The sequence below is a fragment of the Vibrio sp. ED002 genome, assembly GCF_023277445.1.
GTDB classification, from domain to species: domain Bacteria; phylum Pseudomonadota; class Gammaproteobacteria; order Enterobacterales; family Vibrionaceae; genus Vibrio; species Vibrio jasicida.
Map to the genome: position 1 here is coordinate 651,728 of NZ_CP080238.1, position 13,722 is coordinate 665,449.

At 45.1% G+C, this 13,722-nt stretch carries 13 protein-coding genes; 11 read left to right on the forward strand and 2 right to left on the reverse strand.

Annotated features, from left to right (window positions below; all coding sequences use genetic code 11):
- Positions 1 to 250: 250 nt before the first annotated feature.
- Positions 251 to 445: a CPXCG motif-containing cysteine-rich protein gene (locus tag ITG12_RS03250; RefSeq protein ID WP_038872701.1), complete on the forward strand. Its 195-nt coding sequence runs from the start codon at positions 251 to 253 to the stop codon at positions 443 to 445.
- 107 nt (positions 446 to 552) lie between these two features.
- Here the strand turns inward: ITG12_RS03250 and ITG12_RS03255 are convergent, their stop codons facing one another.
- Positions 553 to 1,164: a riboflavin synthase gene (locus ITG12_RS03255; RefSeq protein WP_038875005.1), complete on the reverse strand. Its 612-nt coding sequence runs from the start codon at positions 1,162 to 1,164 to the stop codon at positions 553 to 555.
- A 281-nt stretch (positions 1,165 to 1,445) separates the two neighbouring features.
- Here ITG12_RS03255 and ITG12_RS03260 point away from each other — a divergent pair, with 281 nt between their 5' ends.
- Positions 1,446 to 2,816 (forward strand): MATE family efflux transporter, encoded by a 1,371-nt coding sequence (locus ITG12_RS03260; protein ID WP_038875003.1) that lies wholly within the window; start codon positions 1,446 to 1,448, stop codon positions 2,814 to 2,816.
- 106 nt (positions 2,817 to 2,922) lie between these two features.
- Positions 2,923 to 3,954, forward strand: coding sequence for a DUF3080 domain-containing protein (locus tag ITG12_RS03265; RefSeq protein WP_038875001.1), 1,032 nt, complete (start codon positions 2,923 to 2,925; stop codon positions 3,952 to 3,954).
- 30 nt (positions 3,955 to 3,984) lie between these two features.
- On the opposite strand, the gene ITG12_RS03270 is transcribed toward ITG12_RS03265, so the two are convergent.
- On the reverse strand, positions 3,985 to 4,827 hold the full coding sequence (locus tag ITG12_RS03270) for a DNA ligase (protein ID WP_038874999.1): 843 nt from the start codon (positions 4,825 to 4,827) through the stop codon (positions 3,985 to 3,987).
- Positions 4,828 to 5,143: 316 nt separating this feature from the next.
- Between ITG12_RS03270 and ITG12_RS03275 the strand changes: the two genes are divergently transcribed.
- The 8 genes from ITG12_RS03275 to ITG12_RS03310 all read left to right on the forward strand — a co-directional run bounded on the left by ITG12_RS03275 (position 5,144) and on the right by ITG12_RS03310 (position 13,713).
- The gene (locus ITG12_RS03275; RefSeq protein ID WP_038872685.1) at positions 5,144 to 5,464 is read left to right on the forward strand and encodes an STAS domain-containing protein; all 321 of its coding nucleotides are present in this window, start codon (positions 5,144 to 5,146) and stop codon (positions 5,462 to 5,464) included.
- 26 nt (positions 5,465 to 5,490) lie between these two features.
- Entirely contained in the window at positions 5,491 to 6,339 is an 849-nt protein-coding gene (locus tag ITG12_RS03280) for an OmpA family protein (protein ID WP_038874997.1), read from the forward strand.
- Entirely contained in the window at positions 6,336 to 8,435 is a 2,100-nt protein-coding gene (locus tag ITG12_RS03285; protein ID WP_038874996.1) for an SLBB domain-containing protein, read from the forward strand. Before ITG12_RS03280 ends, ITG12_RS03285 begins: the two co-directional genes overlap by 4 nt.
- Entirely contained in the window at positions 8,435 to 9,121 is a 687-nt protein-coding gene (locus tag ITG12_RS03290; RefSeq protein WP_038874993.1) for a CpsD/CapB family tyrosine-protein kinase, read from the forward strand. Before ITG12_RS03285 ends, ITG12_RS03290 begins: the two co-directional genes overlap by 1 nt.
- Positions 9,122 to 9,133: 12 nt before the next feature.
- A complete protein-coding gene (locus ITG12_RS03295; protein WP_038874991.1) occupies positions 9,134 to 9,517 on the forward strand; it encodes an Hpt domain-containing protein in 384 nt (127 codons plus the stop codon).
- A gap of 278 nt (positions 9,518 to 9,795) precedes the next feature.
- Complete coding sequence (locus ITG12_RS03300; RefSeq protein WP_038874989.1) at positions 9,796 to 11,322, forward strand: sigma-54 dependent transcriptional regulator; 1,527 nt, start codon at positions 9,796 to 9,798, stop codon at positions 11,320 to 11,322.
- Complete coding sequence (locus ITG12_RS03305; protein ID WP_038874988.1) at positions 11,297 to 12,376, forward strand: glycosyltransferase family 4 protein; 1,080 nt, start codon at positions 11,297 to 11,299, stop codon at positions 12,374 to 12,376. The genes ITG12_RS03300 and ITG12_RS03305 overlap by 26 nt, the downstream gene beginning before the upstream one ends.
- A 152-nt stretch (positions 12,377 to 12,528) precedes the next feature.
- Positions 12,529 to 13,713, forward strand: coding sequence for a glycosyltransferase (locus ITG12_RS03310; RefSeq protein ID WP_038874986.1), 1,185 nt, complete (start codon positions 12,529 to 12,531; stop codon positions 13,711 to 13,713).
- The last annotated feature ends 9 nt before the right edge of the window (positions 13,714 to 13,722 follow it).

Below are 13,722 nucleotides of genomic sequence, written 5' to 3' on the forward strand. Positions count from 1 at the left end.
CTGGAAGGGAAAGATCATTGCCGAATGTAAAAATTCGACGCATATCACCCTAGTTTAAGACCCCAAGCTCAATCATGAGTTTGGGGTCAACTTTTGTACTTATTTCGACTCAATTAGCAACAACAACACCTAATATTCAAAGTAACTCGACTTAATTTGAATCTCTGCACCAGAGAGAAGACGAGTGTTCAAGGGCTGAATTTTCGAGACACCAAAGTATTAAAAGCCCTGCAATACTAGGAGTTTTTGTATGCAAAATTACACTGAAAGACATGTTAAATGCCCTCACTGTGGGCACTCTATCGGTATCACTTTAGATGCAAGTAATGGTAACCAAGAGTTTTATGACGACTGCCCTGCGTGCTGCCACGCCATCCACCTCAACATGAAAGTGGATGAGATGCACGAAAAGGTAGAACTGTTCATTGACGATAACTACGAATAGAGAGCTTTAATCCCCCCGAGTAATCATCTACATGAAGTAAACATCGACACAAAATATAAAAAGGAGCGGTTAAGCTCCTTTCTTGTTTCCGGTCATAAGTAAACGCCTTACAACTGCTTTGCTGCTAATACACGTTCAACCGTATCGACGATGGCTTGAGTTTGCGGGTCAAATTCAATGTTTATTTTCTCTCCAACCTGGCGCGCACCAAACAAGGTTCTTTGCAGGGTTTCTGGAATCAAATGCACCGAGAATCGATTCTCTTCGACTTCGCCGATGGTCAGTGAGCAACCGTCCAAACCGATGTACCCTTTAGCCAGTACATATTTCATAGATTCTTGCGGCAGTGTAAACCAAATGGTGCGGTTATTTGGCGTATCAATCACATCAACAATTTCGCCCATTAAACTGATGTGCCCCGACATACTGTGACCACCAATCTCATCACCAAATTTGGCTGCTCGCTCAATATTTACGCTGTCGCCTTCTATCAATTCACCTAGGTTTGTAAGAGCTAAGGTCGCTTGCATTAGATCGAAACTAATGTGCGTTCCTTCAATTTTGGTGACGGTTAAACAACAACCATTGTGTGCGACCGAGGCTCCAATCTCTAGCCCTTCGCTTAACGAGCCTCCAAGTTCGATAACGTGAGTTTGAAAGCGCTCTTTTTTTTCGATTTGAACGACTTTAGCCGTACCCTGAACTATTCCTGTAAACATTCTCTTTACCTATTTGTTAGAAGCGACTGATAGCCAGAACGAACATTCGCAAGCTGTTTTTACCATTGTCTATCAATTAACCAAAAATCCCTATCTTGTGGGTATGGCATCTGGGCATACAATTGTTTATCATCTGCGCGGAGTTCCTCCGAGGCATTTTTTCACCTTATAGTGACTAAAATCAACCATCAGATCAGTTCATCACATCTTTTGTCCTCGAGTACTCCCTATCTTTTCAACTTATTTCATTTTCAACTTATTGTTCCGCTCTGGAGTATTTCGTGCATCGCTATAAAGAAGAAGCATCGAGTCTTATTAAACTGGCGACCCCTGTGTTGATCGCTTCTGTCGCACAAACCGGGATGGGGTTTGTCGATACCGTCATGGCTGGTGGCGTCAGTGCTACTGACATGGCTGCGGTATCTGTTGCAGCAAGTATTTGGTTACCGTCAATTTTATTTGGCGTTGGCTTATTGATGGCCCTTGTACCTGTTGTCGCTCAATTAAATGGTTCTGGCCGTCGAGTAAAAATTCCTTTTGAGATCCAACAAGGCATCGTTTTGGCATTGTTGATCAGCATCCCTATTATCGGCGTTTTGTTCCAAACTAAGTTCATACTTGGATTGATGAATGTAGAAGCAGCGATGACAGAGAAAACCGTTGGTTACATCCACGCGGTTATTTTTGCGGTACCCGCTTTCTTATTGTTCCAAACGTTACGCAGCTTTACTGATGGCATGTCGCTAACCAAGCCCGCCATGGTGATTGGTTTCATCGGCCTAATGTTGAACATCCCATTAAACTGGATTTTCGTTTACGGTAAGTTTGGTATGCCAGCCCTTGGTGGTGTTGGTTGTGGCGTCGCAACCGCCATCGTTTATTGGGTGATGTTTGGGCTGCTTTTCCTTTATGTGACTACGTCTGCTCGTCTAAAAAGCATTAATCTGTTTGGCGAATTTCATAAACCACAGCTGAAAGCTCAGATTCGTCTGTTTAAGCTCGGCTTCCCTGTTGCCGCTGCATTGTTCTTTGAAGTGACATTGTTTGCAGTGGTCGCGCTTTTGGTCTCTCCATTAGGTTCAATCATTGTTGCCGCGCACCAAGTCGCCATTAACTTCTCTTCATTGGTGTTTATGCTGCCAATGAGTGTGGGTGCCGCAGTCAGTATTCGTGTTGGTCACCGTCTTGGGGAAGAAAACGTCGATGGCGCACGCGTCGCTTCTCGTGTTGGCGTCATGGTCGGTTTAGCGTTAGCAATGATGACCGCGATTCTTACGGTTCTGTTCCGTGAGCAAATCGCTTTGCTTTACACGAATAACCCAGAAGTTATCGAACTAGCAATGGTGCTATTGCTGTTTGCTGCAATCTACCAATGCACTGATGCGGTTCAAGTTATCGCTGCTGGTGCACTACGTGGCTATAAAGACATGCGTGCAATCTTCAACCGTACCTTTGTTGCGTACTGGTTATTGGGACTTCCAATTGGTTACATTCTTGGCCGCACAGATTGGATTGTTGAACCTATGGGCGCACAAGGCTTTTGGTTGGGCTTCATCATAGGCCTATCTTCAGCGGCTTTCCTATTGGGTATTCGTTTGCGTTGGATGCACCATCAAGAGCCGGAAGTTCAGTTGAATTTCTCTCAACAATAACTCGAACTTCAACCCGCCAAATTTTAAAGCCAGCACTCGCTGGCTTTTTTGATCTCTCATATTCGTTAAGCGGTATACTTATCTAAGTGATTAAAAAGGAAATGCTGTGAGAAGTTCCCTTGTAAGAAGCTCCCTTGTTGCTGCGGCGCTTGTACTACCGACAACCTTACTCAGTGGGTGCAACGACTGGTTTAACCCAGAGAAAGCGGTATTCGAAAAATACAATCAACGCCTAGCCAACGTGTTAGATACGTCGGAGTCGGAGTTAGAAGCCTCTCCCGCTGTCACTATTCCTGATAAAAGAGAACTGTTTCAAGAGCTCCCTCGTCTATCACTTGGCTTACTCGAAAGCTACCAACTGCGTCAATGTGGTTTGTTTAACTTACTAGCAGAAAAAAACTCTCAACTGGGTAAAGTTCAAGACGCCTTTTACGACTTTGATTATCAAACCAACCTGCTGAGAACACTGAATGGCTGCATGAGTGATTACCCATTGAGTGATGAAGAAAATACAAAGCTGAACGGTTTGTACGACCAGAAGTGGCACCATCTAACAGTGCATCTCGACAATATGTTGCTGACTAGCGATGCCATGCGCAAACAGCTAACAGGATCTGAATGGTTACCGTTGGAAAGCAAAGACCAAGTTGCACACGTACGAGATGCTTTCCTTGCTTTGGATGAAATGTACCAAACACCGTATCGTGCCCTTTCTCGCTTGCCCGATGTGACCATTGTGAACTACCAAGAAGAGATCGAAAAAACACGTCTCGTTGGTCGACTCTATTACACTTTGCTCGATGCGACTCATTGGTTAGAACAAACCACACACATGCTCGAAGCAAACCAAGACAAAATCATTTGTGGTGCCAACCGTGATACCACTCAATTTCGTTACTTGAGAAACGTCTTCCAAACAATTTATGTTGCAGAAGTTCAACCTTACATGGCATACGTCGACAGTACCTATCAGCAACTCGACGGGGGACTTTCCCTTGTTGAAAAGAGAATGCAAGCTCATGGTGCAAACTATGGAATAGAAAAAGCACACGATCAGTTTCGTGAGGAAACAATGAAACATGTGCAATTTTGGAAAAATCTATTTAAACGTTGTGGTGTGAAAATCGGAAATAGTTAGCTCAAGCCGTTTATACGCCGTTATTTAGATTTATTGTGAAGCCCGTTCTCTTAAAAATCGGGCAAATCTTGGTTTGCCATTATGGGTAAAACCGTTGTAGCGAAACGTAATGGTAGATCCTATTCGAGGAGGAGTTTTTCGAACGTCATCGGTAAAGCCGCTACCAATGTAAAACTCGGTGCCGTCTGCCAACCTAACCAACAAGGCGCCCATCATACCCAATAAACGACCAGTTCCTGGTTTGTAGCCCAATACTAAGGCCTCTGCATCTTCATAACGCTTAAGTTTGAGTAAATCACTACCTCTACCCGCTTGGTATCGGCTTGATACCTTTCGCAACATCACACCTTCGCCGTCAGATTGCGAAATTCGGTCCAATTGCGTGAACAAATGTTTCTCATCTTGAATTGCACGATGCTCAACGTATTTAATATGAGGGGCGTCAATCGTAAACACCAGATCTTGAATGTTGTAGTAGCGCTTTTGATAATCACCCGCAGAATACGGCATATCGAAAACCATAAAATCGATTCGTCGCCATGCGCCTTCTACTGGCGTTTTATCCAATACTGTTTGTTGAACAAGATGGAAATTTCCTCGACCAGCCCATAACTCGCCATCCAAAGGGTAATCTGGCAATACCTTGGTAAACCACTCTGGCGCGTAAATGCGGTTGCCGTTGCGTGTAACGAGATGTTGACCGGTCCAATACGCTCGAATCCCATCCAGTTTCTCGCTATACCAATACTGAGAGACATCGATACCATCTTGGTATGATTCAGCTAAAGAGACAGGTGGAAGTAAATTAGGATCAGCTTGTGGCTGAGCAGAAGCAATTACAGCGAGGGCAATCAATGTCATTCTTAATGGCATGCGGGGACCTTGTACAAAAAAGCATCTCCATTGAACCGTAAGTCGATCAATTCACCTACTCAACATTTTGCATTCTACGATCTACAGCAACACTCATAAGCAAGCAAATGCAAACAAGCACATAAAGTTCAGATCGAAATAGCATTTATAAATTCCTCGACCTGTATGCGTTTTTGATTCTCAAAATGAAATCGCCTTAATTCTCAATATAAAAACCAAGAACTTGCATAAGTAACTGTATGTTTTTATGAACTTTTATTCTTGGCATGTTCCGTGCTCTATACCAAGCAGACAGTTTGTTAACGGAGAATGCACTATGGAACTGCGAAAATTGGAAACCGACCAAAACACATTGACCATCGAATTTTTTGGTGATTTAGACGCAAAAGGCTGTCGTCAAGCTCAGCATCATATTGATGAGGTAATTCACAGCGATGATCACAAGGAAGTCGAAATCAACCTCAAACACGTCCAATTTCTTGATTCCTCAGGGATTGGTGCCATTGTTTATTTATATAAGCGCCTAGTTGAACGTGAACGCAGTATGATAATCGAAAACGTATCGGGACAACCGTTAGAGATAATGAGCCTGTTACGTATCAATCATGCGATTCCCGTCAATTCAAAAGGCCACTAAAAACACCGGTTAATACGGAGGTTGGCATGGTGAATCTAATACGACAAAGTGTAATGAGCGGTCTCGTTGTCGGCGTTGTTGGTTGCTCAGCGTTTAGCTACCCCGATCATGGTCAGGGCGGCATGGCGGAAAGTTACCGAGATATTTCTATCGAGAATTATCAGTTTTCACCGGTTATGCCTGATGAGCCTCTTGGCCCAGAGCATGGGCTTCGCTTCGATTGGCAACTCACAAAACTTCATTTAGATGCCTTAATTGATGAAGGCGCAAGATGGTGTTTCCCTGCTGCCGTAGTGCAAGCATTAGAAAAGCAAAATCGAATCGCAAGAGAACTCGAGGGCGGGCTTTTACTTGATGCTGCAAACGATATTGTGATTCAGCGTCGTCGATTGAGCCAACTAGAACAACAACTTGATTACGTGCTCTCTCAAACCACATGCTCGCCGCCGCAAGACATTGAAGCTCTGCGCAGCGACTTGAACATCGTCGCTGACGTCTATGACCTGCTCAATATCGATAATCAGTTCGCCGTCGATTCTGCCGAAATCAATCCAAAGTACATGGGACACCTTGCGGAAGCGGCTTACATTTTACGAGAGCACCCTTCTCTCTCCTTAGTGGTAACCGGTCATGCCGACGTTACTGGCGAACCGGAATACAACCAAAAGCTCGCACAAGAACGTGCAGAACAAGTAAAACGATACCTCAATGTCTTCGGTATCACCTCTGACCGCGTGCAAACAAAATCCGTGGGTGAAAAGCTCCCACTCTACGAAGGACAAACACCAGCGGTTCGCTTGACCAACCGTCGAGTAAGCATTGAAGTACTCAACTCAAATTCTGACAGCACAACAGAAATGGGAGACACGCTATGAGCATCCTCAAATCGATTGTCGCCCTTTTGTTACTTTGCATGGTCAACATAAATGCGAGTTGGGCTGCGGAAGACGATGTCGTTAAAGTCGGTGATTTAGTCCAAATCAACCTTCCAGGAGAAGCCTCACTAAACAAAGGCTTCCAAGTCGATAAACGAGGTCGCATCAGCCTACCGGAAATCGGACCTGTATTTGTAGCTGGATATAATGAAAAGCAACTTCAAGATGTGATTATCGAAAACCTGAAATCCGTTTATCGAGACGTGAACAACGCGCGCGTTTTCATCAAGCAGCAGCAACTACTCATATCCGTTCAAGGCTATGTGGTCAAACCCGGAGAATACACTTTACAAGCCGGCTCTAACATTCAAATGTTCCTATACGAAGCCGGTGGACTCCGTGCTGGTGCGCAGTTGGATAAAATCATCGTCAAGCGCGGTAACAAGAACATCGAATTCGATTACAAACGCTTCCTTGATACTGGTGATGACACCCAACTGCCGACGCTTGAATCTCTGGATGTTCTCTTCGTCCCTGCCTCTCCTCTCGTTGGTAACATAGAGCAAGAATTTGACGCTGCTAAACTGGCCAACTCTGGCGACAGTGCAGATGAAACGAAAGCTATCAAAGTGTTTGGTGAGGTGAACGCACCCGGCTCATTCACATACAAGCCAAACACAACACTCGTCGACGTTGTGATGCGAGCGGGTGGTGTTACGCGCTTCGCGAGTGTCGAACAAATCCGTGTGATCACCAACAATACACCAGTGATTTTTAACCTAAAGCGCTACCTAGACTCAGGTGATTCCAACTTACTACCAGACATCTTACCAGGGGCAACAATCTTTGTGCCTAAACAAGAGGAAGAGATAAAAGCGGGTGCCAATGTTGTTTATGTTATGGGTGAAGTCGCAAACCCTGGAGCATTTGAAGGCAAAAAAGGCGCGAGCTTTATGGACATTCTCGCCAACGCTGGCGGCCCTACTCGTTTTGCTGAATCCCGCCAAATCCGTGTGATTAAAGCGAACGGACAAGTGATCAAATTCGACCTTACGGCACACACAGAGGGGCTCACTTCTGCGAGACCGCCTGCAATATCCTCAGGAGACGCTATTTTCGTACCTGAGAAAACCGATATGAATGAAAAATCATGGTTGAAAGTCGCACCAAGCCGAGCTGTCGCAGTGATGGGGGAAGTGGTTCGTCCAGGTCGAATCGAATGGTCCAATGAAATGGATTTGATTGACCTACTCGCCCATGTTGGCGGCCCAACTCGCCGCGCAGACACCAGCAAAATAGAAGTGGCGAATAACAGTAAGATGACTCAGTTTGATTTGGACAAGTACATCCTACAAGGTTCACCAACCTCTAAGTTACCGAGCGTATCTGCAGGAACCGTGGTTCGAATTCATGCCCTGCCAGATGATCCAACAGACAACAAATCACAATGGGTTAGCCAAAGTTCAGATGCGTCTATTTATGTTTTTGGACAAATCAACTCTCCAGGCCGCTACCGTTTTACCAACGAGATGCACTTTCTCGACATTCTTTCTGCGGCTGACGGCCCAACGAAAGATGCCGATATTCATAATATTCGAGTAACGCACCGTGGTCTTGGTTACGCTAAAGTCAGCAAATTAAACCTATCGATGTATTTTGAAACCGGTGATGAAAACATCTTGCCGGATGTTCGCCCGGGCGACACCATCTACATCCCTGAGAAGAATAAGAACTGGCTTGACCGCTCAAAAGAATCGACCGTACGAGTGTTGGGCGAAGTGAGAGACCCAGGTCGTTACGTATTTAATGACAATATGACAATCCTTGACCTATTGGCAGAAGCCGGAGGACCAAGTGATAACGCTTACGTAGAAAAAATTAGCGTGGTCAACATGTCTTGTTGCCAAGGCCAAGCTCGTACATTCGACCTAACCGAGTTTAGTAAAACCGCTAACATTTATGACCTTCCGGTTATTCGCGCGGGCGACACTATCTATATTCCACACAAAGATGAGAGTTTTGCAGAGAAAGCACGGGCTGGCTTACGTGACCTTTTGCAAATCACGACCACCATTGTGTTAATAGGAGCGCTGTAATGACTATTCCTGCGACTCATGCTGAAATCGAACAAATCTACTTACAGGGCGAATTAAAAGGCCATCGCTCCCTATGTATCGTCGCTTGTCAATCCGAAGACGGCGTGACATCCGTGGCTTCCGCTTTGGCCGAACGTTTGATTCTTGCAGGGCATAACACACTTTACGTGGATTTGAACTTGTTCAAGCCTGCATACAATACGGTGCATCAATTTCCTGAGCAAGACGGCATCGGACAGCTCATCGCAAGAGAAGAAGATCATCAGACCTTAGTCGGCTTAACGGCCCCATCGATGGCCAGCACGCAACTCGCTTATCGCGATCCAACCATGCTTAAAAAAGTCATTGAGACTTGGTTGGACCAATATGATCGTGTCGTCATCGACACCTCACCATTATTGAGCTTAAATCGTAATAACATCCCCGCTCAAGTGGTTGCAGGCGTCTGTGATGCGAGCATATTAGTCGCCAGTTACGGTTCGACCACAGCTACACAAATTGACCAAGCAAAAAAACTATTAGAGAACAGTAACGCCAACCTACTTGGGGCGGTATTAAACATGAAGCACAATGCAGGCTTAAAAGACGAATTGATTCGTCAGGTAAAAAAGCTGCGCTTTTTGCCAGACAAGTTAAAAGCAAAAATATCGCAACAGATTAAAGACAGCGAATTATTTACCTTATAGGGAGCGTATCCAATGAACAATCACACAGATGTGGCCGTAGAGCCTGAATTGGTCGATGAATTGATTCTTCAACAAATGATCAAAGATACGTGCGCTGAGATAATGCCCACACTCATTGAGCACTACATCGAGGAGTCTCGCGAACGGGTAGAAAAGATCAAACAAGCATTAGAAACCTGCAATATCAACACCCTAGAGTTTGAGGTGCACACTCTAGGCAGCTCCGCACTTGCTCTAGGGAACCGTACCCTTTCTCGACATGCGAGAACCATTGAGAAACACTGCGTGGAAGGTGAAACTCAACAAGCCCTACTCCTATGCCAATCATTGCCGCAACTCGCCGAAAATTCCTTTATTGCCTTGAATCAGAGAAAGGAGCAAGGATTTGAGGATTAAGGTCTATACCTAGGTAACTTCAACACGCTTGGGTATATATTGATTTATTTAATTAGCTAAAAAATAAAGAATTTTCTGCAAGACTCCCAACCTGTGCTAATACTTAAATATAACGATTCTCAAAATGAGAATAGAAAAGAAGCTATCTGCTTGAGAGTACGACAACTATTCATTCTCGCGAACTGACTCACAAGCTGACAAAGCAACGTTAGAACCAATACAGTGTCAGTACTGATTAAAGGTTTTAACGGAAAGCGAATAAAAGTTGGGAAAGGACTATGAGACCAAGGGTGTTATTGGTAGAAGACTCTACCTCACTAGCCATACTATACAAACAGTATGTCAAGGACGAACCTTACGACATCTTTCACGTAGAAACTGGACGTGAGGCCATCCAATTCATTGAGAGAAGTAAACCGCAACTCATCATTCTCGATTTAAAATTACCCGATATGTCCGGGGAAGACGTTCTTGATTGGGTCAATGAGAATGAAATTCCAACTTCAGTCATCATTGCAACCGCACATGGCAGCGTAGACATTGCGGTAGGTTTAATTCAAAAAGGTGCGGAAGACTTTCTTGAAAAGCCCATCAATGCAGACCGACTCAAGACCTCTGTTGCACTTCACCTTAAACGTGCCAAGTTAGAAAACTTAGTAGAAAACATTCAATCTACCTTCGACCGACACAATTACCATGGATTCATCGGTTCTAGTTTGCCAATGCAAGCCGTCTACAAAACCATTGATGCTGTCGCTCCAACCTCTGCTAGTGTATTTATCGTTGGTGAGAGTGGTACTGGTAAAGAAGTCTGTGCCGAAGCAATCCATCGTCAAAGTGATCGTCGTGATAAACCCTTTATTGCCATCAACTGTGGTGCGATTCCACGAGATTTAATGGAAAGCGAAATTTTTGGTCACGTTAAAGGCGCATTTACTGGTGCGACAACAGATAGGAAAGGTGCAGCAACCGTTGCTCATGGTGGAACCCTCTTCCTAGATGAACTGTGTGAGATGGAATTGGAAATGCAGAAAAAGCTGCTCCGTTTTCTACAAACAGGCACTTACACGCCACTTGGCGCGACCAAAGAAATGAAAGTGGATGTTCGCATCATCTGTGCGACAAACCGCGACCCACTTACGGAAGTCGAAGAAGGCCGCTTCCGCGAAGATTTATACTATCGCGTCCATGTTGTACCTATTGATATGCCGCCACTCAGAGAGCGAGGTAGTGACATTGTCACTCTTGCTAAGCATTTTCTGACCACCTACTCCAAGCAGGACAAAAAGAAGTTCAACAATATCGATAATGAAGCACAGTACGTGATCAAACATTACGACTGGCCGGGGAATGTTCGTCAATTGCAAAACATCATCCGTAACATCGTGGTGTTAAACAATGAAGACAAAGTCACCGTCGCGCATCTACCCGCGCAGCTAACTCGCAAGCCATCAAAAGCACGTGTAATTACGCAGCCCGTAGAACCCGCACCGACCACCGTTGCTAAGCCTTCTCCAATACAGCCCGTTGAACATATCGCTACCGATATGCTGCCTCAAGAACCGGTAACCAGACCCGAACCGATACCAATGAGTGCTTCTGCACAAGTCGCGTCGCCGTACTTTAATACGGATGGCACCATTCGACCGATGTGGAAGGTGGAACGGGAAGCAATTCAAAATGCGATAGCCTACTGCGATGGTAACGTACTCAACGCCGCGGTAATGTTAGAGCTGAGTCCATCTACTGTTTATCGTAAAAAACAAGCGTGGGAAGCGGATGAGGCTAATCTCGAACAATCGTGAGATACCTGTCGCTGGCGAGGTTTGGATTTTACTCGATAGCCGAATTTTTGGTGGCATAGAAAGTCACGTCCTTGAGCTTGCCAAAGGATTACAAGCATTTCATGTCCACGTTAGAGTGGTATTGGTGGTTGAGTACAACCCACCAGCATCGCTTGTTTCTAGGTTGGCCGATTCCGATGTTCCCGTAAGCTACTTACACCAACTTTGCCCCAAGAATAATGACACACATTCTGTCATTGCGGTAAAACGACTTACCATTGCGGTTGCAGAGCATCAACCAAGCGTTATCCACACTCACGGCTACAAAGCGAGCTTACTTGCGCGCAGCGCCGAACTGTTTACACGTACCTTCCCTCGTCTTATTTCTACCTACCATGCCGGCGAAACACCAACGGGAAAAGTGTGGTTTTACGATTGGCTTGATCGTTATAGCGGTCGTTTGTCCGATCATTGTTTTGCGGTTAGCCAAAGTATTCAAAATAAACTGCCGATAAAAACCGAGCTATTGAACAACTTTGTTTCACTTCCTGCACAAAACAGCAGCTACAAAGAAATCGCATTCGTTGGTCGATTGAGCCATGAAAAAGGCGCGGATCGCTTTATCGACATCGCGAGGCATTTTCCTGATCGTCAGTTTTCTATTTACGGCGACGGTCCTGAAGGAAAAGACCTCGCCCAACAAGCGCCCGGTAATGTTGTGTTTCATGGGCATCAACACAACATGAACGCGGTATGGAACAATATTGGCGTATTGATTATCTCTTCTCGCTATGAAGGCCTCCCAATGGCGGCATTAGAAGCGATGTCGAGAGGAATTGTGGTATTCAGCCTAAAAGTCGGCCGATTACATGATCTTATTGAAGATGGCAGTAATGGATTTATTGCGCCAGATATTCTCAATTTGATAGACAAGCTCAACCATTGGATAACCATGAGCACCTATACCCAATCGCTTATTCGCAAAAAGGCCATTAAGACCATCTCGGAGCAGTATTCTTCACAAAGTATCATTCCTATTTTGATTGAACGCTATCAAATTGAAAATCAAACTTGATGCATATGCATTCTCATTATGAAAAACTTGCTTTCCCCTACCTACTCTTAAATATCTTTACTCCATTAAATCAGTAACTTAAACAAATGATAAGGTTTGGCATCTCGGTTGCAGTATCCCAGTAAACAAAAGGGCAAACCGAGGTGACGACGATGGCTACTCCAAAACGCATTCTATATGTTCATTATGGCGACAACTGGCTTCGCCACAACGAAGTTGTATTACTTGATCTTTTGTCGCGCATTGATCGTGAGCAGTTCTTGCCTTATGTCTGGACGAACTGTGAGCCTTTAATTGAAAAATGCCGAGAGATGGGGATTGAAACTCAATATTCTCCCTTCAAGTTAGTCGGAGGCTGGAGTACGCCCCGCTGGGACATCAGCGCATGGAATCGCCTTATCAAGCAAGGCTCTGAACTCATCGAAAAGCACGCTATCGATCTTGTGCATGTGAACAATGGTGCGACCTGTCAGTGGATGTGTCTGGCGACACGAATGAACCACATACCTTTGGTTACGCAGCTGCATTGCCATTATCCCATCCGTGATCGATTTTCACTTGACTTGCACATGTCGCCAAAGCTGATCTGTGTCAGTAAGGGAATAAGCCAAGAGCTGGCCCGCGACGGCTACCCAAAAGAGAACTTACACGTGATCCACAATGGCGTTTCGTTAAACCGAAATGAACCGTCGGTTGATGTGAAGGACTACCTCGGTATCCCAAAAAACGCTTTCACCTTCCTATCCGTTGGTGCTCTGATAAAAAGTAAAGGTTTTGATCGCCTGATTCGCGCGATTCACATGCACAACTATCATCAGAATAATCCGCACCTTGTGATTGTTGGAGACGGGGAAGAAAAAGCCCCCTTACAACAACTCACAGCGGATCTTGGTGTTGAAGACCGTGTGCATTTTGTCGGGGAACAGCATAACAAAGACGCATGGATGACAGGCAACGTCGACGCCTTTATCAGTGGTGCTTACGAAGAAGACTACGGTCTGGTGATTGGGCAAGCTGCGTTAGCAAAATTGCCTATCGTGGCCCCAAAAATCGGTGTTATCCCTGAATTAGTCGAACACAATCACAGTGCTCTTCTGTATTCCAATCATGGGATGGCCGGTCTGCTCAATTCTGTGCAGCGCATGCTAAATGATGCTCCGCTGCGAAATCAAATTGCTCACAATGCTTATCACTACGCGACGCAACACCTTACCGTTTCGGCTTCGGTGAACGCGATAGAGTCAATTTATCATGCAGAGCTGGCACATGAGCCTACGGCTTCTATACCACCCACGCACAGTCTTAAACCTATGCCTCGTTGGCTAAAACACAATTGAGGATAGGGT

Bases quoted from the DNA above. Each gene is read 5' to 3' on its own strand.
- ITG12_RS03255 (WP_038875005.1), bottom strand. From the start codon at position 1,164: ATGTTTACAGGAATAGTTCAGGGTACGGCTAAAGTCGTTCAAATCGAA.
- ITG12_RS03305 (WP_038874988.1), top strand. From the start codon at position 11,297: ATGAGGCTAATCTCGAACAATCGTGAGATACCTGTCGCTGGCGAGGTT.
- ITG12_RS03290 (WP_038874993.1), top strand. From the start codon at position 8,435: ATGACTATTCCTGCGACTCATGCTGAAATCGAACAAATCTACTTACAG.
- ITG12_RS03280 (WP_038874997.1), top strand. From the start codon at position 5,491: ATGGTGAATCTAATACGACAAAGTGTAATGAGCGGTCTCGTTGTCGGC.
- ITG12_RS03275 (WP_038872685.1), top strand. From the start codon at position 5,144: ATGGAACTGCGAAAATTGGAAACCGACCAAAACACATTGACCATCGAA.
- ITG12_RS03300 (WP_038874989.1), top strand. From the start codon at position 9,796: ATGAGACCAAGGGTGTTATTGGTAGAAGACTCTACCTCACTAGCCATA.
- ITG12_RS03250 (WP_038872701.1), top strand. From the start codon at position 251: ATGCAAAATTACACTGAAAGACATGTTAAATGCCCTCACTGTGGGCAC.
- ITG12_RS03285 (WP_038874996.1), top strand. From the start codon at position 6,336: ATGAGCATCCTCAAATCGATTGTCGCCCTTTTGTTACTTTGCATGGTC.
- ITG12_RS03295 (WP_038874991.1), top strand. From the start codon at position 9,134: ATGAACAATCACACAGATGTGGCCGTAGAGCCTGAATTGGTCGATGAA.
- ITG12_RS03310 (WP_038874986.1), top strand. From the start codon at position 12,529: ATGGCTACTCCAAAACGCATTCTATATGTTCATTATGGCGACAACTGG.
- ITG12_RS03270 (WP_038874999.1), bottom strand. From the start codon at position 4,827: ATGCCATTAAGAATGACATTGATTGCCCTCGCTGTAATTGCTTCTGCT.